Below are 17,280 nucleotides of genomic sequence, written 5' to 3'. Positions count from 1 at the left end.
GAGTGCTCGTCGTCGAGGACGAGGAGTCCTTCTCCGACGCCCTGTCGTACATGCTCCGCAAGGAGGGCTTCGAGGTCGCCGTGGCGGCCACCGGCCCCGACGGACTCGACGAGTTCGAGCGCAACGGCGCCGACCTCGTCCTCCTCGACCTGATGCTGCCGGGTCTGCCCGGTACGGAGGTGTGCCGTCAGCTGCGCGGCCGCTCCAACGTCCCCGTGATCATGGTGACGGCCAAGGACAGCGAGATCGACAAGGTGGTCGGTCTGGAGATAGGAGCCGACGACTACGTCACCAAGCCCTTCTCCTCGCGCGAGCTGGTGGCCCGTATCCGGGCCGTGCTGCGCCGCCGCGGCGAGCCGGAGGAGGTCACCCCGGCCGCGCTGGAGGCGGGCCCGGTCCGCATGGACGTCGACCGCCACGTGGTGACGGTCGCCGGCTCCAAGGTCGACCTCCCCCTCAAGGAGTTCGACCTGCTGGAGATGCTGCTGCGCAACGCCGGCCGCGTGCTGACCCGCATGCAGCTCATCGACCGTGTCTGGGGCGCCGACTACGTGGGCGACACCAAGACCCTCGACGTCCACGTCAAGCGCCTGCGCGCCAAGATCGAACCGGATCCGGGCGCGCCCCGGTACCTGGTGACGGTGCGCGGTCTTGGCTACAAGTTCGAGCCGTAGACCGTACGGCCTTCCCGTACGCGGTGACGACGAAGGGCGGCGCCCCCGGCAGGGGTGCCGCCCTTCGTTCGTGTCCCGGTGCTCAGCGGCCGGCCGCCGACTGGGAGGCGGAGTCGCTCGGGGTGGCGCCGGTGCTGGCGGTGCCGCTCGCGGTGCTGCTCGCCGTGTTGCTCGGGGAGGACGACGGGCTCGCCTTGCCGCCCTTGTGCGGCTTGCCGCCGGCGGAGGCGCCCGGCGCGGGGGAGTTCGTCGCCGGTCCGGACGGGATCTGGCTCGGGCCCCACTTGTCGAAGTAGCTGGTGGCCGGCACCACGAAGGCGCGCAGGCTCACGTCACCGGTCGTGCTGAAGGTGAAGGTGATCTTCTGCGCGTTGCCGTCCTGGACCGCCTCGCGACCGCTGGGGATCTCGGCGGAGGCGTTGTCCTTGCCACCGAGGGTCAGGGAGCCGTGCGCCGGAATCGTCAGGCTCTGGCCCTTGGCGGGGGTCAGCTTCACGGTCGCGCTGCTGCCCGGGACCGCGATGGACTGCAGGGTCTGCGGGTCCTTGCCCATGTTGAACAGGGTCGCGGAGATCACGGCCGGGCCCGTCGACTTCAGGTCGGGCTGGGTGATGACCAGGGCGTTCTGGATCTTGATGTCGCCGACGCTGGTCGCCGCGTTGTCCGGCTTGACTTCCAGGGTCTGTGAGTTGTTGCCGGCGCCGCAGGCGGCGAGCGAGGCGATCGAGAAGACGATGGCGGAGGCGGCGAGGGCGCCGCGTCGAAGGCTGCTGCTCACGGCGGCGGCAACTCCTTGAACGCGCGGGCGGCTCCCTTATAAAGCCACCCTAAGTGTCTGTCAGCGGGCTTAGGTTACCGAGCCGTTCCCGGACGCCCGCACCCGACCCTCCCCGACCACCCTGCTTCCCTCCGGCTGGAGGTACCGCGAACCCCGCGTCACTCCGATCACACGTGACCCTCCAGTCACTTTGCCGGGCGCTCGTCCGCCATTCACATAACCGCTCGCAAAATTTCCGTGAAGGAATGCGCGACGGCCCCGGATATTGATCACGCGCCACCCCGTCCCGCGGCCGTTGATCAATTCCGGAATCGGCTCGGATCCGTCAGGGGCCACCGAACGGAGTAGCGGAAGTCGTACGCTTGGAACCGGACAAAACGGGACGTTCGTCCACTTGGAGACGGCTCCGGAAGTGTGTAACGTACGCGTTTCTCCCCGCCCGAAGAGCCCCTCCGACCTGCGAATTCCTCGTTCCGCAGGCCCCTCGCAGCACGTTCCTGTCGCAGTTGTCAAGCCCCGAGATATGCCCTGACCTGCGAAAACGCCATTCAGAAGACGCCGTATCCGTGTTACCCTGGATAGCCACGGAAGGGGTACCTGTCACATGACGTTCAAGGTTGGCGACACCGTGGTCTATCCCCATCACGGGGCCGCGCTGATCGAGGCCATCGAAACTCGCCAGATCAAAGGCGTGGACAAGACCTACTTGGTGCTGAAGGTCGCCCAGGGTGACCTGACGGTACGTGTGCCAGCGGACAATGCGGAGTTCGTCGGCGTGCGTGATGTGGTCGGTCAGGACGGGCTGGACCGGGTCTTCGAGGTGCTGCGCGCGCCGTACGCCGAGGAGCCCACGAACTGGTCGCGTCGCTACAAGGCAAACCTGGAGAAGCTCGCCTCCGGCGATGTCATCAAGGTCGCGGAAGTCGTGCGTGACCTGTGGCGTCGTGAGCGCGAGCGCGGACTGTCCGCCGGTGAGAAGCGCATGCTCGCCAAGGCACGCCAGATCCTGGTGAGCGAGCTGGCGCTCGCGGAGAACACGAACGAGGACAAGGCCGAAGCCCTGCTCGACGAGGTGCTCGCCTCCTGACGCGCCACGGCAGCGATCCTTCGCTCCCGCCACGCTCAGCACAGTAAATGCCGCGGTGCCCGATGACACTGATCCTGTCGCCGGGCGCTGCGGCATGTTCGTACCCAATGGCGCCGTATCCGGAAAAGCCCCGCTCTTCGCTGGTCTTCCGTGTTCTTCGGAAAGCCCCCGAGAAGCAAGCCCCCCGATACTTGATGTGCCGGGCCCGGGCAGATGGCTCGACCAGGGTCACGGAAAGGGTCCGGTCAAGGCGTCGCGCCCGGCACTCCTCCAGGCCATACCCACCTAGGTCGAGCACACAAACCTGACAGGAACCGATGTCTGACGAATCGCGCCCTTCGCCCGCGCCGACCCCCGTAGCCGCCGTGATTCCCGCCGCCGGCCGGGGCGTACGCCTCGGTCCGGGCGCCCCCAAGGCGCTGCGCGCGCTCAACGGCACACCCATGCTCATCCACGCGGCCCGCGCGCTCGCCGCGTCCCGCCATGTCTCCCTGGTGATCGTCGTGGCCCCGCCGGACGGCGCCGCCGAGGTCAAATCACTCCTCGACGCACACGCGCTGCCCGAGCGAACCGACTTCCTGGTCGTGCCCGGCGGCGAGTCCCGCCAGGAATCGGTCAAGCTCGGCCTGGACGCCCTGCCGCCCGAATACCGCATCGTCCTCGTCCACGACGCGGCCCGCCCGCTGGTCCCGGTCGACACGGTCGACGCGGTCATCGAGGCAGTCCGGGACGGCGCCCCCGCCGTCGTCCCCGCGCTCCCGCTCGCCGACACCGTCAAGGAGGTCGAGCCCGCGGCCGTCGCCGGGGACCCGGAACCGGTCGTCGCCACCCCCGAGCGGGCCCGCCTCCGCGCCGTCCAGACGCCGCAGGGCTTCGACCGCGCGACCCTGATCCGCGCCCACGAGACCGTCACCGCGGGCGTCACCGACGACGCGAGCATGGTCGAGCAGCTGGGCCTGACCGTCGTCGCCGTCCCCGGTCACGAGGAGGCCTTCAAGGTCACCCGCCCCCTCGACCTGGTCCTCGCCGAGGCGGTCCTCGCCCGCAGGAGGCTCAACGATGGCTTCTGAGCAGCCGCTGATCCTCCCCCAGGTCGGCATCGGCACCGACATCCACGCCTTCGAGGAGGGCCGCGAGCTGTGGTGCGCGGGCCTGAAGTGGGAGGGCGAGGGGCCGGGCCTGGCCGGGCACTCCGACGCCGACGTCGTCGCCCACGCGGCCTGCAACGCCCTCTTCTCCGCCGCCGGGCTCGGTGACCTCGGACAGCACTTCGGCACCGGCCGCCCCGAGTGGTCGGGAGCCTCCGGGACCACCCTCCTCACCGAGGCGGCCCGGATCGTCCGCGAGGCCGGCTTCACCATCGGCAACATCGCCGTCCAGGTGGTCGGCCCCCGCCCGAAGATCGGCAAGCGGCGCGACGAGGCCCAGAAGATCCTCTCCGAAGCGGCCGGCGCGCCCGTCTCCGTCTCCGGCGCGACGACCGACGGCCTCGGCTTCCCGGGCCGCGAGGAGGGCCTGATGGCGGTGGCGACTGCGCTCGTCGTGCGGGTGAGCTGAGGGCGTGCGAGGGTACCCACACGACCACCAGTGATCCCTGGACTCCGGAGGGTGCCCATGTCCGCCGTACTGTCCGACCGTCTGAAGTCCCTGCTCGACCGCAAGGTGTTCATCGTCGTCGGCACCCTCCAGCCCGACGGCAGCCCGCAGCTGTCACCGGTCTGGGTGAAGCGGGACGGCGACGATCTCCTCTTCTCCACCACGGTCGACCGCCGCAAGAAGAAGAACCTGGACCGCGACAACCGCGTGACGGTCGTCGTCATGGACCCGGACCAGCCCTACGAGTACGCCGAGATCCGCGGCACCGCCGAGACGACGACCGACGGCGCCCCGGAACTCATCGACGAACTGAGCGAGAAGTACACGGGCCGGAAGTACGCCGACTTCAACCCCGACTCGGTCAACGACGCCCAGCGAGTGGTCGTACGCATCACGCCCCGGAAGGTCGTCGGGAGGCTCTGAAGCCCGGCATTGCGGGGAAGGGGCGTGAGGCACCCTCTCGCGCCCACTACTCTGGAGTGGTGACTATTCGCCTGTACGACACCAGCGCCCGGCAGATCCGTGACTTCACCCCGCTCAAGCCGGGTTGCGTCTCGATCTACCTGTGTGGCGCCACCGTGCAGGCGGCACCGCACATCGGGCACATCCGCTCGGGGCTCAACTTCGACATCATGCGCCGGTGGTTCGCGTACCGCGGCTATGACGTGACGTTCATCAGGAACGTCACCGACATCGACGACAAGATCATCACCAAGGCCCACGAGCAGGGCCGGCCCTGGTGGTCGATCGGGTACGACAACGAGCGCGCCTTCAACGAGGGCTACACCGCTCTCGGCTGCCTGCCGCCGACGTACGAGCCGCGCGCCACCGGCCACATCACCGAGATGGTCGAGATGATGCAGCGCCTCATCGAGCGCGGGCACGCCTACGCCGCCGACGGCAACGTCTACTTCGACGTACGGTCCTTCCCGTCCTACCTCCAGCTGTCCCGGCAGGAGCTGGACAACCTGCTGCAGCCCTCCGCCGAGGGCGAGACCGGCAAGCGGGACTCGCGGGACTTCGCGATGTGGAAGGCGGCCAAGCCGGGCGAGCCGACCTGGCCCACCCCGTGGGGGGAGGGCCGGCCCGGCTGGCACCTGGAGTGCTCGGCGATGGCGCACAAGTACCTCGGCAGCGCCTTCGACATCCACGGCGGCGGCCTGGACCTGATCTTCCCGCACCACGAGAACGAGATCGCCCAGGCCAAGGCCTACGGCGACGACTTCGCCCGGTACTGGGTGCACAACGCCTGGGTCACCATGGCCGGCGACAAGATGTCCAAGTCGCTCGGCAACAGCGTGCTCGTGTCCGAGATGGTCAAGCAGTGGCGGCCCATCGTGCTGCGCTACTACCTGGGCACCCCGCACTACCGCTCGATGATCGAGTACAGCGAGGAGTCGCTGCGCGAGGCCGAGTCGGCGTTCGCCCGGATCGAGGGCTTCGTGCAGCGGGTCACCGAGCTGGCCGGCAAGACCGTCGAACCGGCCGCCGAGGTCCCGCCCGCCTTCGCCGAGGCGATGGACGACGACCTGGGCGTCCCGCAGGCCCTCGCCGTCGTGCACACCACGGTCCGGCAGGGCAACAGCGCGCTGGCCGCCGACGACAAGGAAGCCGCCGTCGCCCGGCTCGCCGAGGTGCGGGCCATGCTCGGCGTCCTCGGCATGGACCCGCTCGATGCGCAGTGGGCGGGAGATTCCGGCCAGGGCGAAGACCTGCACGGCGTGGTCGACAGCCTCGTCCGTCTGGTCCTCGACCAGCGCGAGTCCGCCCGCGCCCGCAAGGACTGGACGACGGCCGACGCCATCCGCGACCAGCTGAGCCAGGCGGGCCTGGTCATCGAGGACAGCCCGCAGGGCCCGCGCTGGACCCTGGGTCCGCGCTGAGCACCGGCTCTTGATCGATTGTGCCGCCCGGCCCCCCGGGCGGCACACTGCATAGACGTACGCACACTTTTTCGGAGAGAACAGGTAGGTCATGGCCGCGAACAACCGCCGCATGTCCGGCAAGAAGGGCGCGCAGGTCGGCTCCGGCGGCCAGCGGCGCAAGGGCCTGGAGGGCAGGGGACCGACCCCGCCCGCCGAGATGCGCAAGGGCCACAAGAAGAACCGCATCGCCACCGCCAAGGCCAAACAGGCCGCGCGCCGTCCCATGGCCCGGGGCCGAGGCGGCAAGTCGACCTCCGAGCTGGTCGTCGGCCGTAACCCGGTCGTCGAGGCACTCCGCGAGGGCGTGCCCGCCTCGACCCTCTACGTCCAGCAGTTCATCGACAACGACGAGCGCGTCCGCGAGGCCCTCCAGCTCGCCGCCGAGCGCGGCGGCATCAACCTGATGGAGGCCCCGCGCCCCGAGCTGGACCGCATGACGAACGGCCTCAACCACCAGGGCCTGGTCCTGCAGGTCCCGCCGTACGAGTACGCGCACCCCGAGGACCTGCTCGACGCCGCCGCCGACGAGGGCGAGGACCCGCTGGTCGTCGCGCTGGACGGGGTCACCGACCCGCGCAACCTCGGCGCGGTCGTCCGCTCCGTCTCCGCCTTCGGCGGCCACGGCGTGGTCGTGCCCGAGCGCCGCTCGGCCGGCATGACCGCCGGCGCCTGGAAGACCTCCGCCGGCACCGCCGCCCGCACCCCGGTCGCCCGCGCCACCAACCTCACCCGGACGCTGGAGGCCTACAAGAAGGCCGGCGTCACGGTCGTCGGCCTGGCGGCGGACGGCGAGGTGGAACTCGGTGACCTGGAGGCCCTGGAGGGCCCCGTCGTCATCGTCGTCGGCAGTGAGGGCAAGGGCCTGTCCCGCCTCGTCGGGGAAACCTGCGACTTCCGCGTGCGCATTCCGATGCCGGGTGGCGCGGAGTCGCTGAACGCGGGTGTCGCGGCCGGCATCGTCCTGTACGAGGCGGCCAGCAGGCGGAGCTGAACAACCGTCCGCAACTTCACCCCTGCGGGGGAATTTCGGCGCCCATATGGCGTTCGAGGCGGCTTTGACGGGGTCCGGACACATCCGCCCGGTCAAAGCAGTGTCCTAACACCACGTCACTCGGTTAGATGCGTGTGGACACCAGAACACCCCGCACACCCACGGGGGACCGCTCGTCGGGGTACGACGACGCTCCCGCGCTGAGCATGGTGAAGGTGCCGAGCGATCCGGCGCAGGTCATCGTCAATCACGTCAGCTTCCGCGTGCAGCTGGGCGCATCGGCGAGGCGCGCCCAATCCCCGCGGATCGCCCGGCTCCTGAGTGCCGCCCAGGACACCCCCCGCATGCCCGTCGTGGGTACCGCGGGCCGGGCCGGCGCCACCGGCCGACGCCGCCCCGTCGTGTGGAGCGGCAAGTCCGCCCCCGACGACACCGGCGCCCACCGGCTCCTCCAGGCCGTGCGGGGCAGCAGCGTCCGCCACGCCGACGAGCCCGAAGCCGGAGCCACCCAGGTCATCCCGCGCGTCCAGACCGGCTACGCCGACACCTACGACGAGCTGGACCAGACCGTCGAGACCCCCGTCGTCGGTCACCAGCGCACCGCCCCCGACGCCGACGGCACCCGCCTGCTGCCGCACATGCGCACGGTGAGCGGCGCCTACGACGACCCGCCCCACCCGGACGCCGACCTCGAACCGTACGACGGCCATGGCGCCGACGACTACGACGACTACGGCGACCACGACGACTACGACGACCACGACCACTACGACGACGCGTCCGAGCAGGACGCCCCCCGCCCCGCCAGGCGCCACGGGGACGACCCCTCCCGGCACGCCTACTACCCCGGCCGCCGGATGAACCTCGGCGTGGTCCTGCTCCCGCTGCGCATCTTCCTGGGTTTCATCTCCATCTACGCCGGTATGGGCAAGCTGTGCGACCCCGTCTACTTCGACGGCGGCAAGCGCGGCTCGATGGTCAAGTGGCTCAACACCCTGCACCCCTGGGACGTGGCCGAACCCCTGCGCCAGTTCGCCCTGCACCACCCGGTCGGCTCCGGCCTGGTCATCGCCTTCCTCCAGGTGGTCGTCGGCGTGCTGACCGTCCTGGGCTGCTGGCAGCGCGTGGCCGCGGTGCTCGGCGCCCTGCTCTCCGCCGCGCTGATCGTCACCGTCAGCTGGAAGACGGTCCCCGCCTACGACACCCCCGACATCATCTACCTCGCCGCCTGGTCCCCGCTGATCATCGCCGGCGCCCCGGTCTACTCCGTGGACGGCCGCATCGCGGCCAGCGCCTGGCGCCGCCTCGGCCCCCGCGCCGACATCTGGGACCTGCGCCAGTACGTCCTGCGCCGCGGCGCACTGATCACCGTCGTCACGGTCGGTCTCACCCTGCTGGTCGGCTCCCTGCTCGGCGGCGCCGTACGCGACTCCAGCCGCGTGGTCGTGCCCGGCCCCGGCGAGGCCCCCCGCAACAACCTCCCCGGCTCCCCGCTCCCCCAGGACACCGGCAGCCGGACCAGGAAGACACCGTCGGCCTCCAGCTCGCCCACGGGCGGCGCCACGGTCGGCGCGAGTCCGTCCGGCGCGGTGTCGACTCCGGGCGCGACCAGGGCCGCCGGCGGTACGACCGCGGCCCCCAGCCAGACCCAGGGCACCACGGGCCAGACCCCGCCCCGCCAGTCCGCCCCGACCGGCGGCGCCCCCAGCACCACGGCCGGCCCCACCGGCACCGGTGGCACATCGACCGGGGGCAGCTCGTCATCGGGCGGTTCGAGCAGTTCCGGCGGCAACTCGTCCGGCGGCCAGGAGGGCCTGGTGGGCGGCCTGCTGGGCTGACGGCAACGACACAGGAGAGGGCCCCGTACCGGAAGAGGTACGGGGCCCTTTCGATGCACTACCGCCCCAGAGCCGCCAGCTCCTTGGCCGCCTCCGTCAGATCCTTCGCCGTGTCGATGGCCCGCCAGTACGCCCCCTGCGGAATCGGGAACCCGAAAAGCCTCCGCTCCCGGGCCAGCCCGGGGAACGTGGTCCGCTCGTGATCCCCCCGCTCGGGCAGCAACTCCGCGAACTCGGGCGAGAAGACATACACACCCGCGTTGATCTCGAACGTCGACGGCGGAGCCTCGATGAAGTCGGTGATGTGCCCGAACCCGTCCGTCTTCACCGCCCCCCAGGGGATCCGCGGCCGGGCCAGGGCCAGGGTCGCGACGGCATCCCGCTCGGTGTGGAAGTCGGCCATGTCCCGCAGGGAGAAGCGGGTCCAGATGTCGCCGTTCGTGGCGTACCAGGGCCGGTCGGGGCGGGGAAGATGCGCGGCGGCGTATTTGAGGCCGCCGCCACGGCCGAGGGGCTCGGTCTCCACCACGGTGGTGACGGAGACGGGCAGGTCGGCGGAGTCCAGCCATTTCTGCAGGACGTCCGCGAGGTGGCCGCAGGAGACCACCACGTCGGTCACGCCTTCCTCGGCGAGCCAGGTCAGCTGGTGGCCGATGATCGGAGTGCCCGTGCCGGGGATCTCGACCATCGGCTTGGGCCGGTCGTCGGTGTAGGGACGCAGCCGGGAGCCCTGGCCACCGGCCAGGACCACGGCTTGAGTGGGGCGCGACGCGGCGTTCGGATCGGTCATGACCGCACTGTACGTGGCGCCCCGCCCCGGCCGGCCGGGAGCGGCGCGTTCCGTGAGGAGCCGTCAGCCGCGTGCGGCGAGGACGCCGGAGGCGAACGACGTGTCGCACACCGGGCGGGCGTAGGACTGCGCGCGCGGAACGCCGTACATGCGCGCCGCGGCCTGGCCGAGGGAGCGGGCGATGGCGGTGCAGTGCTTGGCCAGCGAGGGGTGGCCGTTGACGGCCTGCTGGAGGTGGGTCAGGACGACCCCCGGGTCCTTCTTCTGCAGCTCGGTGATCAGCCGGTCGCGGAGCACGTCCTGCGGGGCGCGGGAGGCCGTCTTGGCGGAGAGCGCCGCCGACGAGACGTCCGAGGCGGCCAGCGCCGAGCTGGAGGGGCTCCCCGTCCAGTTGACCCGGGTGACCGCGAGGGTCCCGGAGAGCACCAGGACGACGGGCAGGACAAGGGCGAGAGTGCGGCCGATCCGGCGGGCAGGGCCGCCCCGATGGCCGCGTCGCGTCTGTGGAGTGGTGGAGTGCTTCACGCGTGTGAGGGTAGCGCGGGGTAATGATTTGGCGACATTTAGTCACCCCTTTGGGGGATGGGATGCCGCTTTTTTCTGGGTAAGGGGTTGACGCGCCACGCCCGAAATGATCGCTGTGCCGGGATATATCCGGGGGTGTGTCTCACACGAAAGGGGCCCTGCGGCACTCCGCAGGGCCCCTTTCGTCAACCTGGGTGCAAACGCGCTGCTCAGTCGGAGAGGCGCTCACCCGTGGACGTGGAGAACACGTGGATCTCGCCCGGCCGCGGCACCACGTGCAGGGTGGAGCCCTTCTCCGGCACCTGACGGCCATTGACGCGGACCACCAGGTCCTTCAGCTCGCCACCGACCTCGGCGGTGCCGTAGACGTAGCCGTCGGCGCCCAGCTCCTCGACGACGTTCACGGAGACCGCGAGACCGGCCGGCGCGTCCGCGGCGTCCTTGGACAGCGAGGCGGCGACGGAGCCGCCCAGCTCGACCACGTCGAAGTGCTCGGGACGGACACCGACGGTCACCGTGCGGTCACCCTTGTCCGAGGCGGCCGTCAGCGCCTCCCGGTTGACGGGAACGACACTGTTGCCGAACTTCACGCCGCCGTCGGCGATCGGGACCTCGACCAGGTTCATGGCCGGGGAGCCGATGAAGCCGGCGACGAAGAGGTTCGCGGGCTTGTCGTACATGTTCCGCGGCGAGTCGACCTGCTGCAGCAGACCGTCCTTGAGCACGGCCACCCGGTCGCCCATCGTCATGGCCTCGACCTGGTCGTGGGTGACGTAGACGGTGGTGATGCCGAGCCGGCGCTGCAGGCTGGCGATCTGCGTACGGGTGCTCACACGGAGCTTGGCGTCCAGGTTGGACAGCGGCTCGTCCATGAGGAAGACCTGCGGCTCACGCACGATCGCGCGGCCCATGGCGACACGCTGCCGCTGACCGCCGGAGAGCGCCTTGGGCTTGCGGTCCAGGTACTCGGTGAGGTCGAGGATCTTCGCGGCCTCCTCGACCTTCTGCCGGATCTCCGCCTTGTTGACGCCGGCGATCTTGAGCGCGAAGCCCATGTTGTCGGCGACCGTCATGTGCGGGTACAGGGCGTAGTTCTGGAACACCATGGCGATGTCCCGGTCCTTGGGCGGCAGGTGCGTGACGTCGCGGTCACCGATGCGGATGGCGCCGCCGTTGACGTCCTCCAGGCCCGCGAGCATCCGCAGCGAGGTGGACTTTCCGCAGCCCGACGGGCCGACCAGGACGAGGAACTCGCCGTCCTCGATCGCGATGTCGAGCGCGTCGACGGCGGGCTTGGTGGAACCCGGGTAGATCCGGGTCGCCTTGTCGAACGTGACAGTGGCCATGGTGAATGGGCCCCCTTCTACCGGCAGGAACGTGCCGGACGATCCGTTGTAGGAAGGTGGTTGGTGTAGTCCACCCAGGTGAACTGCGTGAACTGGCTCAGGACGGTACCTGGCGTTCACTCGTTCTGTCAGTACCCGGGCCCCGGTGAACTTCGCGGAAATTTTCGACAGGAGCGGGCCCGGACGTGGGTACACTGCACGGGCGCGCATGCGCAGGCCTCCTTAGCTCAGCTGGTCAGAGCGCCGCTCTTGTAAAGCGAAGGTCGTCGGTTCGAATCCGACAGGGGGCTCCGGATGCACAGCGGCCCCGGACTTCTCGTCCGGGGCCGTTTGTCGTGTTCGGTCAGTGTCTGCCGGCCACCCGGTCCGCCACCTTCGCCAGGCGCGAGGACTCCGTCCCCGGGTGGAGGCGTTCGTGCTGGTCGGCGGTGCGGTAGGTGGCGTACATGCCGTGGACGCCCAGCCAGCGGAAGGGTTCCGGTTCCCACTTGCGGACCTTGTGGTTCACCCAGGGCAGGTCCGTCAGCTCGGTGCGGCCGGCCTGGCCGGAGTCCTGCTGGACCAGGTCGCGCAGGGTGCGGGCGGCCAGGTTGGCGGTGGCGACGCCGGAACCGACGTAGCCGCCGGCCCAGCCGAGGCCGGTGGAGCGGTCGAGTGTCACTGTGGCACACCAGTCGCGCGGCACGCCGAGGACGCCCGACCAGGCGTGTTCCACGCGCACGCCGGCCAGGGAGGGGAAGAAGCGGGTCAGGATCTCGTGCAGGGCCTCGATGGTCGCCGGCTGCGTACGGCCGTCGTTGTCCGTCCTCGACCCGAAGCGGTAGGGCGCCCCGCGTCCGCCCAGCGCGATCCGGCCGTCGGCGGTGCGCTGTGCGTACATGTAGGCGTGGGCCATGTCGCCGAGGGTTTCGCGGCCGTCCCAGCCGATCGCCGCCCACTGGTCCTCGGTCAGCGGCTCGGTGGCGATCATGGAGGAGTTCATGGGGAGCCAGGTGCGTTTCTGGCCCTTCAGTGACGCCGTGAAGCCCTCGGTGCAGCGCAGGATGTACGGGGCGCGGACCGTGCCGTACGGGGTGACGGCGTGCTTGGGGCGGATCTCCGTCACCGGGGTGGACTCGTGGACGGTGACGCCCAGGGCGTCCACCACGGCCGCCAGGCCCTTCACCAGCTTCACCGGGTGCAGCCGGGCGCCGTGCGGGGTCCAGGTGGAGCCGACCGCGTCCGCGATGCGGATCCGCTCGGCCGTCTCCCGGGCGCCGTACAGCTCGCGGTCCTTCTCGCCGTACGACAGCTCGTGCTCGTGGAAGGCCTTCAGGCGGGCCAACTGGGCGGGTGTGGTGGCGACTTCGAGAACACCGCCCCGGTGTACGTCCGCCTCGATGCCCTCGGCCCCGGCGACCGCGACGACCTCGGCCACGGTGTCGTTCATCGCCTTCTGCAGCCGTACCGCGGCGTCACGGCCGTGCAGCCTGGCGTACCGGTCGCGGCCGGCGATGCCGTTGTAGAGCCAGCCGCCGTTGCGGCCGGAGGCGCCGTAGCCGCAGAACTTCTGCTCCAGGACGGTGATGCGGAGGAAGGGGGCGGCCTTCTTCAGGTAGTACGCCGTCCACAGGCCGGTGTAGCCGCCGCCGACGATGACGACGTCGGCGGACGCGTCGCCGGTCAGCGGCTCCCGGACCGCGGGAAGGCCGTCGTCCGCGTACCAGAAGGAGATCCCGCCGTTGACGACACTGCTTGCCGAGCTGCTCATGGCGGGGACGTTAACCCCTGAGCGCGGCCAGTGTCTCCTTCGGATTCCATGCTTTTCCGCGGCCCCTCGTCAGCGGATAGCAGGCCAGTCCGATCAGTACGGAGACGAAGTGGCCGAGTTCGGTGAAGGACCGTCCCACGGCCAGCGACAGCCCGAACAGGGCCGGTACCACCAGCAGGTACGCGTACCGCCAGGGTGTCGCGATCCGGTAGGTGAGCACGCCCATGACCCCGGCGAGCGCGTAACTCACGCCGACGTCCAGGGTGTTGACCGCCGAGTGCGGGGCGATGCCGTCCCGGATCGCCATCAGCAGGGCGCCCTCGCTGATCAGTGTGGCCAGCACGTGCGCCAGCGCGCACACCGAGAGCCAGCGGGCGGTGCCCAGCCAGCGCTCGGCCGGTGCGTGGAACACCGTGTACAGCACGGCGTACGGGATCCAGTGGCCGCTGTCGATCCACATCGCGCTGGCCACCAGCACCCGGACCGGGTTGCGGGACAGCTCATGGATGTTGGTCGACCGCTGCCGCAGGAAGTGCTGCTCGAACTCCGGTGACATGCGGTGCAGGGCGACGGTCGTGACGAACAGGATCGCCAGCCACACGTACGTGCCGGGGGCGCTGCGGAGGTACGCCCGCACGCCGCCGGAGCCCCGGATATTTCGCATGAACCGATTCACGCACGTCTGTATCGTCCGGTCCGTGATTGACATCCCCGGTGATCTGGCGGAAGCGCAGCACAGATACAACGGCGCGTCGGGCCGGGCCTTCGTCGGGCTCGACCCCAAGCCGCTCGCGGGTGACCCCGGCTTCGAGCTGTGGGCCTGGACCGGGAGCGGGCCCGTGCCTGGACGCTGGGCCGGCTGCTGCAGAACGCCCTGTGGGACGTGGCGGGCGGCCGGCCGCTGGAGGAACGCCGGCTGGAGATCGCCCGTCGGCTCACGGGCTAGCCTCGCCGCATGATTCGTACCGCGATACCCGCCGACATCCCCGTCATCCATGCCCTGATCCGTGAGCTGGCCGAGTACGAGAAGGCACCGCAGGAGGCGCGGGCGAGCGCGGAGCAGTTGCGGGACGCCCTGTTCGGGGAGCGGCCGGCGGCGTTCGCGCACATGGCGGTGGACGACGCCACCGGGGAGGCCGTGGGGTTCGCGCTGTGGTTCCTGAACTTCTCCACCTGGCGCGGGGTGCACGGGATCCATCTGGAGGACCTCTACGTGCGGCCGAGTGCGCGCGGCGCCGGGCACGGGCGGGCGCTGCTGACGGAGCTGGCGCGCATCTGTGTGCAGCGCGGGTACGGGCGTCTGGAGTGGTCGGTGCTCGACTGGAACCGGCCCGCGATCGGTTTCTACGAGGCGCTCGGTGCGCGTCCGCAGGACGAGTGGACGGTGTACCGGCTCACGGACGGGGCGCTGACGGCGCTGGGCTCAGACCACTGACGACTGTCCGGACCGGCCGAGGACCAGGGACACCGCCGTGACCGCGCTGTTGAAGGACACCTCCGACAGCACACCGGGTGCCGCGACCTGGTCGCCCGCGAGGTAGACGCCGTCGCCGCGGTCCACGGCGGGCCGGTCCCGCCAGCTGCTCCCCGGCGGGTCCACAGCTCCCGTACGGCCGTCCGCCACCGCCTCGCGCCGCCAGGTCAGCCGCTCCCGCCAGCCCGGGAAGCCCAGGTCGAGCAGTTCCTCGGCACGGGCGAGACCGGCGGCGCGGGACTCGCCCGGGGCGATCGGGATCTGCCCCTGGATCAGCTGCTCCCCGGCGGGCGCGAGGGACCGGTCCGGCGCCGTGCACCGTTCGAGCCAGCCGGTCGCGTCGAGGTCCGAGAGGACGAAGGGGTCACCGCGCCGGGTCCGCAGGGCGAGGTCGAGCAGGACGGTGCGGCCGCTGGGCCAGGTCAGCGCGTCGTCGCCGAGCAGCCGGCGGGCGGCCGGCAGGGAGGTGGCGACGACCACGGGGGTGCCGGTGGGCAGTTCGTCGACGCGGGCGAGCGTCTCGATCCGCACGCCCAGTTTCCGGGCCCGCGCGGCCATCCGGTCGATGACGGAAGCCCAGCCGCCGACCGGGTAGTGCGCCTCCGGCGGCAGCTTGGTGGCCCGGCGCAGGCGCTCCTGCACGAACGCGGCGGACAGGGCGCCCGGGTCGTGGTGGAAGAGGGCGACTGCCGCGTAGTGGGCCGCGGCGCGGGCGCCCTCCTCGCCGGCGACCTCGGTCGCCCAGCTCAGGAAGTCGGCGTCGACGGGTGCCTGGCGGACGCCGGGGCGCAGCAGCTTGAGCATCCCGAAGGGCGGGGTGCGGCGCAGGACGCCGTGGTGGCGCAGCCGCAGCCGGGCCGCCTCCAGCGGCGGGATCGGGGCGAGCGGGCCGATCAGGTCGCGCTGCCTGAGCCAGCTCCAGTGCGGGCCGCCGTTGTAGAGGGCGTGCGGGCCCTCGTTGGTGCGGTACGGCCCTTCGGCGGTGCGGGCCCGGCCGCCCAGTGTGTGGTGGGCCTCGTACAGGGTGACCCCGGCGCCCGCCTCGGCGGCGGTGATCGCGGCGGTGAGTCCGGCGAAACCGCCGCCGACGACGGTGATGGCCTGCATGGGACAGTCCCTCCCTCGGATCGGTTCACCTGGTCGGTGACTTCGTGACGTCGATGCTTCGGTGACTACGACGGCCGGGGCGCGCCGGACTGTGACATCGGAGGGGTTTTCGCAGGTCGGACGGATTGTCAGTGGCGGGGTGCAGCATGGGGGGCATGGCGAGGAGAGTGACGGGCGGCCGTGCGGCGGGCCGGGCAGGGGTGAAGCGTGCGCGACGGCCGGAGCTGCGGCTGCCGCCCCTGGAGCCCTGGAAGGACGGGGAGTTGCGGGCCGACGGGGACTATGACGGGCTGGAGTTCCGGCACGCGGACCTCACCGGGCAGGACGGGGTGGGCGCCCGGTTCATGGACTGCGCGCTGACGGGCTGCGCGGTGGACGGCACGGCGCTGGGCCGGGCCAGAGTGCTGGACTCGGTCCTGACGGGACTGCGCGGGGTGGGCACGCATCTGGCCGAGTCCACGTTGCGGGACGTGGAGCTGATCGATGCCCGGCTGGGCGGCACGCAGCTGCACGGCGCCGTCCTGGAACGGGTCGTGGTGCGCGGCGGCAAGATCGACTACTTGAACCTGCGCGAGGCCCGCCTCAAGGACGTCGTCTTCGAGTCCTGCATGCTGGTCGAACCGGACTTCGCGGGCGCGAGCCTGGAGCGGGTGGAGTTCGTCGACTGCGCGCTGAGAGAGGCCGACTTCGGCGGTGCGACGCTGCAGGACGTGGACCTGCGCGGGGCCGCCCCGCTGGAGATCGTGCGGGGCCTGGACCGGCTGTCGGGAGCGGTGATCAGCACCGGGCAGCTGCTGGATCTGGCCCCGGTGCTGGCGGCGGAGCTGGGGATCCGGGTGGAGTAGCGGCCCGGGCCCTGCCGGGGCTCTACGGCACGCGGGGAAAGCGGGCCTGGAGTGTCCAGATCGCCGGGTTTTCCGACAGGTCCTCATGAAGGTCGGTGAGGTCCGCGATCAGGTCGTGCAGGAAGTCGCGGGCCTCGCGGCGCAGTTCGGTGTGGGAGAAGGACAGCGGGGACTCCTCGGCCGGCACCCAGTCGGCAGTGATGTCCACCCAGCCGAAGCGGCGCTCGAAGAGCATCCGGTCGGTGGACTCGGTGAAGTCCAGCTCCGCCCGCTGCGGCCGGGCGGCGCGGGAGCCCATCGGATCCCGGTCCAGCCGTTCCACGATGTCGCACAGCGCCCACGCGAAGTCCAGCACGGGCACCCATCCCCAGGCTGTGGACAGTTCCCGGTCCGTGGTCGTGTCCGCGAGATAGACGTCCCCGCAGAACAGGTCGTGCCGCAGCGCGCGGACGTCCGCGCGGCGGTAGTCGGTCTGCGGGGGGTCGGGGAACCGGTTGGAGAGGGCGTAGCCGATGTCGAGCACGGGAGAGATGGTGTCATGCCTGCGTACCGGC

At 70.9% G+C, this 17,280-nt stretch carries 18 protein-coding genes, 1 tRNA gene and 1 pseudogene; 12 read left to right on the top strand and 8 right to left on the bottom strand.

All coding sequences use genetic code 11. The annotated features are described in order from the left end of the window. Positions 1 to 2: 2 nt before the first annotated feature. Positions 3 to 674: a two-component system response regulator PhoP gene (gene phoP, locus ACZ41I_RS29005; protein ID WP_466437636.1), complete on the top strand. Its 672-nt coding sequence runs from the start codon at positions 3 to 5 to the stop codon at positions 672 to 674. An 82-nt stretch (positions 675 to 756) separates the two neighbouring features. On the opposite strand, the gene ACZ41I_RS29000 is transcribed toward phoP, so the two are convergent. Beyond that, the gene (locus ACZ41I_RS29000) at positions 757 to 1,452 is read right to left on the bottom strand and encodes a DUF461 domain-containing protein (protein ID WP_399774450.1); all 696 of its coding nucleotides are present in this window, start codon (positions 1,450 to 1,452) and stop codon (positions 757 to 759) included. Between the two features lie 604 nt (positions 1,453 to 2,056). Between ACZ41I_RS29000 and ACZ41I_RS28995 the strand changes: the two genes are divergently transcribed. The 7 genes from ACZ41I_RS28995 to ACZ41I_RS28965 all read left to right on the top strand — a co-directional run bounded on the left by ACZ41I_RS28995 (position 2,057) and on the right by ACZ41I_RS28965 (position 8,889). Then, positions 2,057 to 2,539, top strand: a complete 483-nt coding sequence (locus ACZ41I_RS28995) for a CarD family transcriptional regulator (RefSeq protein ID WP_003953493.1) — start codon at positions 2,057 to 2,059, stop codon at positions 2,537 to 2,539. Between the two features lie 317 nt (positions 2,540 to 2,856). Then, positions 2,857 to 3,609 carry a 2-C-methyl-D-erythritol 4-phosphate cytidylyltransferase gene (gene ispD, locus ACZ41I_RS28990; RefSeq protein WP_468515456.1) on the top strand — a complete coding sequence of 251 codons (753 nt, stop codon included), beginning with the start codon at positions 2,857 to 2,859 and terminating at the stop codon, positions 3,607 to 3,609. After that, complete coding sequence (gene ispF, locus ACZ41I_RS28985; protein WP_399774444.1) at positions 3,599 to 4,096, top strand: 2-C-methyl-D-erythritol 2,4-cyclodiphosphate synthase; 498 nt, start codon at positions 3,599 to 3,601, stop codon at positions 4,094 to 4,096. The genes ispD and ispF overlap by 11 nt, the downstream gene beginning before the upstream one ends. A 57-nt stretch (positions 4,097 to 4,153) precedes the next feature. Further along, positions 4,154 to 4,558 carry a PPOX class F420-dependent oxidoreductase gene (locus tag ACZ41I_RS28980; protein ID WP_363213712.1) on the top strand — a complete coding sequence of 135 codons (405 nt, stop codon included), beginning with the start codon at positions 4,154 to 4,156 and terminating at the stop codon, positions 4,556 to 4,558. A 59-nt stretch (positions 4,559 to 4,617) separates the two neighbouring features. Continuing rightward, complete coding sequence (gene cysS, locus ACZ41I_RS28975; protein WP_468515455.1) at positions 4,618 to 6,018, top strand: cysteine--tRNA ligase; 1,401 nt, start codon at positions 4,618 to 4,620, stop codon at positions 6,016 to 6,018. Positions 6,019 to 6,109: 91 nt separating this feature from the next. Continuing rightward, positions 6,110 to 7,051 (top strand): 23S rRNA (guanosine(2251)-2'-O)-methyltransferase RlmB, encoded by a 942-nt coding sequence (rlmB, locus tag ACZ41I_RS28970; RefSeq protein ID WP_363213714.1) that lies wholly within the window; start codon positions 6,110 to 6,112, stop codon positions 7,049 to 7,051. Positions 7,052 to 7,179: 128 nt separating this feature from the next. Beyond that, positions 7,180 to 8,889: a DoxX family membrane protein gene (locus ACZ41I_RS28965; RefSeq protein ID WP_399774440.1), complete on the top strand. Its 1,710-nt coding sequence runs from the start codon at positions 7,180 to 7,182 to the stop codon at positions 8,887 to 8,889. A 58-nt stretch (positions 8,890 to 8,947) separates the two neighbouring features. Here the strand turns inward: ACZ41I_RS28965 and ACZ41I_RS28960 are convergent, their stop codons facing one another. The 3 genes from ACZ41I_RS28960 to ACZ41I_RS28950 form a co-directional block, all read right to left on the bottom strand. Continuing rightward, the gene (locus tag ACZ41I_RS28960) at positions 8,948 to 9,679 is read right to left on the bottom strand and encodes an NDP-sugar synthase (protein ID WP_399774438.1); all 732 of its coding nucleotides are present in this window, start codon (positions 9,677 to 9,679) and stop codon (positions 8,948 to 8,950) included. Positions 9,680 to 9,742: 63 nt separating this feature from the next. Continuing rightward, entirely contained in the window at positions 9,743 to 10,204 is a 462-nt protein-coding gene (locus ACZ41I_RS28955; protein ID WP_399774435.1) for a hypothetical protein, read from the bottom strand. Between the two features lie 209 nt (positions 10,205 to 10,413). Then, positions 10,414 to 11,550, bottom strand: coding sequence for an ABC transporter ATP-binding protein (locus ACZ41I_RS28950; RefSeq protein WP_363213718.1), 1,137 nt, complete (start codon positions 11,548 to 11,550; stop codon positions 10,414 to 10,416). A gap of 216 nt (positions 11,551 to 11,766) precedes the next feature. Between ACZ41I_RS28950 and ACZ41I_RS28945 the strand changes: the two genes are divergently transcribed. After that, positions 11,767 to 11,840 (top strand) — tRNA-Thr (locus ACZ41I_RS28945). A gap of 53 nt (positions 11,841 to 11,893) precedes the next feature. Here the strand turns inward: ACZ41I_RS28945 and ACZ41I_RS28940 are convergent. Beyond that, on the bottom strand, positions 11,894 to 13,300 hold the full coding sequence (locus ACZ41I_RS28940; protein ID WP_468515454.1) for an NAD(P)/FAD-dependent oxidoreductase: 1,407 nt from the start codon (positions 13,298 to 13,300) through the stop codon (positions 11,894 to 11,896). Positions 13,301 to 13,310: 10 nt separating this feature from the next. After that, positions 13,311 to 13,964 carry a rhomboid-like protein gene (locus ACZ41I_RS28935; RefSeq protein WP_363213720.1) on the bottom strand — a complete coding sequence of 218 codons (654 nt, stop codon included), beginning with the start codon at positions 13,962 to 13,964 and terminating at the stop codon, positions 13,311 to 13,313. Between the two features lie 25 nt (positions 13,965 to 13,989). On the opposite strand from ACZ41I_RS28935, the pseudogene ACZ41I_RS28930 reads away from it, so the two are divergent. Together ACZ41I_RS28930 and ACZ41I_RS28925 are read left to right on the top strand one after the other, a co-directional pair. Beyond that, a pseudogene (locus tag ACZ41I_RS28930) lies at positions 13,990 to 14,246 on the top strand (hydroxyurea phosphotransferase); the annotation flags it as partial. A gap of 9 nt (positions 14,247 to 14,255) precedes the next feature. Further along, positions 14,256 to 14,735 carry a GNAT family N-acetyltransferase gene (locus tag ACZ41I_RS28925; RefSeq protein WP_363213721.1) on the top strand — a complete coding sequence of 160 codons (480 nt, stop codon included), beginning with the start codon at positions 14,256 to 14,258 and terminating at the stop codon, positions 14,733 to 14,735. Here the strand turns inward: ACZ41I_RS28925 and ACZ41I_RS28920 are convergent. Then, positions 14,724 to 15,881, bottom strand: a complete 1,158-nt coding sequence (locus ACZ41I_RS28920; protein ID WP_468515453.1) for an NAD(P)-binding protein — start codon at positions 15,879 to 15,881, stop codon at positions 14,724 to 14,726. The genes ACZ41I_RS28925 and ACZ41I_RS28920 overlap by 12 nt on opposite strands. A gap of 155 nt (positions 15,882 to 16,036) precedes the next feature. Here ACZ41I_RS28920 and ACZ41I_RS28915 point away from each other — a divergent pair, with 155 nt between their 5' ends. Then, positions 16,037 to 16,726 carry a pentapeptide repeat-containing protein gene (locus ACZ41I_RS28915; protein ID WP_468515452.1) on the top strand — a complete coding sequence of 230 codons (690 nt, stop codon included), beginning with the start codon at positions 16,037 to 16,039 and terminating at the stop codon, positions 16,724 to 16,726. A 22-nt stretch (positions 16,727 to 16,748) separates the two neighbouring features. Here the strand turns inward: ACZ41I_RS28915 and ACZ41I_RS28910 are convergent, their stop codons facing one another. Next, positions 16,749 to 17,249 carry a hypothetical protein gene (locus ACZ41I_RS28910; protein ID WP_468515451.1) on the bottom strand — a complete coding sequence of 167 codons (501 nt, stop codon included), beginning with the start codon at positions 17,247 to 17,249 and terminating at the stop codon, positions 16,749 to 16,751. Positions 17,250 to 17,280 lie beyond the last annotated feature (31 nt).

The sequence above is a fragment of the Streptomyces sp. NPDC030799 genome (genome assembly GCF_055572255.1).
This window is presented reverse-complemented; position numbering and strand designations above follow the sequence as displayed.

Excerpts from the sequence above, each read along its gene's own strand:
- ACZ41I_RS28995 (WP_003953493.1), top strand. The coding sequence starts at position 2,057 with ATGACGTTCAAGGTTGGCGACACCGTGGTCTATCCCCATCACGGGGCC.
- ispD (WP_468515456.1), top strand. The coding sequence starts at position 2,857 with ATGTCTGACGAATCGCGCCCTTCGCCCGCGCCGACCCCCGTAGCCGCC.
- ispF (WP_399774444.1), top strand. The coding sequence starts at position 3,599 with ATGGCTTCTGAGCAGCCGCTGATCCTCCCCCAGGTCGGCATCGGCACC.
- ACZ41I_RS28980 (WP_363213712.1), top strand. The coding sequence starts at position 4,154 with ATGTCCGCCGTACTGTCCGACCGTCTGAAGTCCCTGCTCGACCGCAAG.
- rlmB (WP_363213714.1), top strand. The coding sequence starts at position 6,110 with ATGGCCGCGAACAACCGCCGCATGTCCGGCAAGAAGGGCGCGCAGGTC.
- ACZ41I_RS28965 (WP_399774440.1), top strand. The coding sequence starts at position 7,180 with ATGCGTGTGGACACCAGAACACCCCGCACACCCACGGGGGACCGCTCG.
- ACZ41I_RS28960 (WP_399774438.1), bottom strand. The coding sequence starts at position 9,679 with ATGACCGATCCGAACGCCGCGTCGCGCCCCACTCAAGCCGTGGTCCTG.
- ACZ41I_RS28950 (WP_363213718.1), bottom strand. The coding sequence starts at position 11,550 with ATGGCCACTGTCACGTTCGACAAGGCGACCCGGATCTACCCGGGTTCC.
- ACZ41I_RS28940 (WP_468515454.1), bottom strand. The coding sequence starts at position 13,300 with ATGAGCAGCTCGGCAAGCAGTGTCGTCAACGGCGGGATCTCCTTCTGG.
- ACZ41I_RS28935 (WP_363213720.1), bottom strand. The coding sequence starts at position 13,964 with ATGCGAAATATCCGGGGCTCCGGCGGCGTGCGGGCGTACCTCCGCAGC.
- ACZ41I_RS28925 (WP_363213721.1), top strand. The coding sequence starts at position 14,256 with ATGATTCGTACCGCGATACCCGCCGACATCCCCGTCATCCATGCCCTG.
- ACZ41I_RS28920 (WP_468515453.1), bottom strand. The coding sequence starts at position 15,881 with ATGCAGGCCATCACCGTCGTCGGCGGCGGTTTCGCCGGACTCACCGCC.
- ACZ41I_RS28915 (WP_468515452.1), top strand. The coding sequence starts at position 16,037 with ATGGCGAGGAGAGTGACGGGCGGCCGTGCGGCGGGCCGGGCAGGGGTG.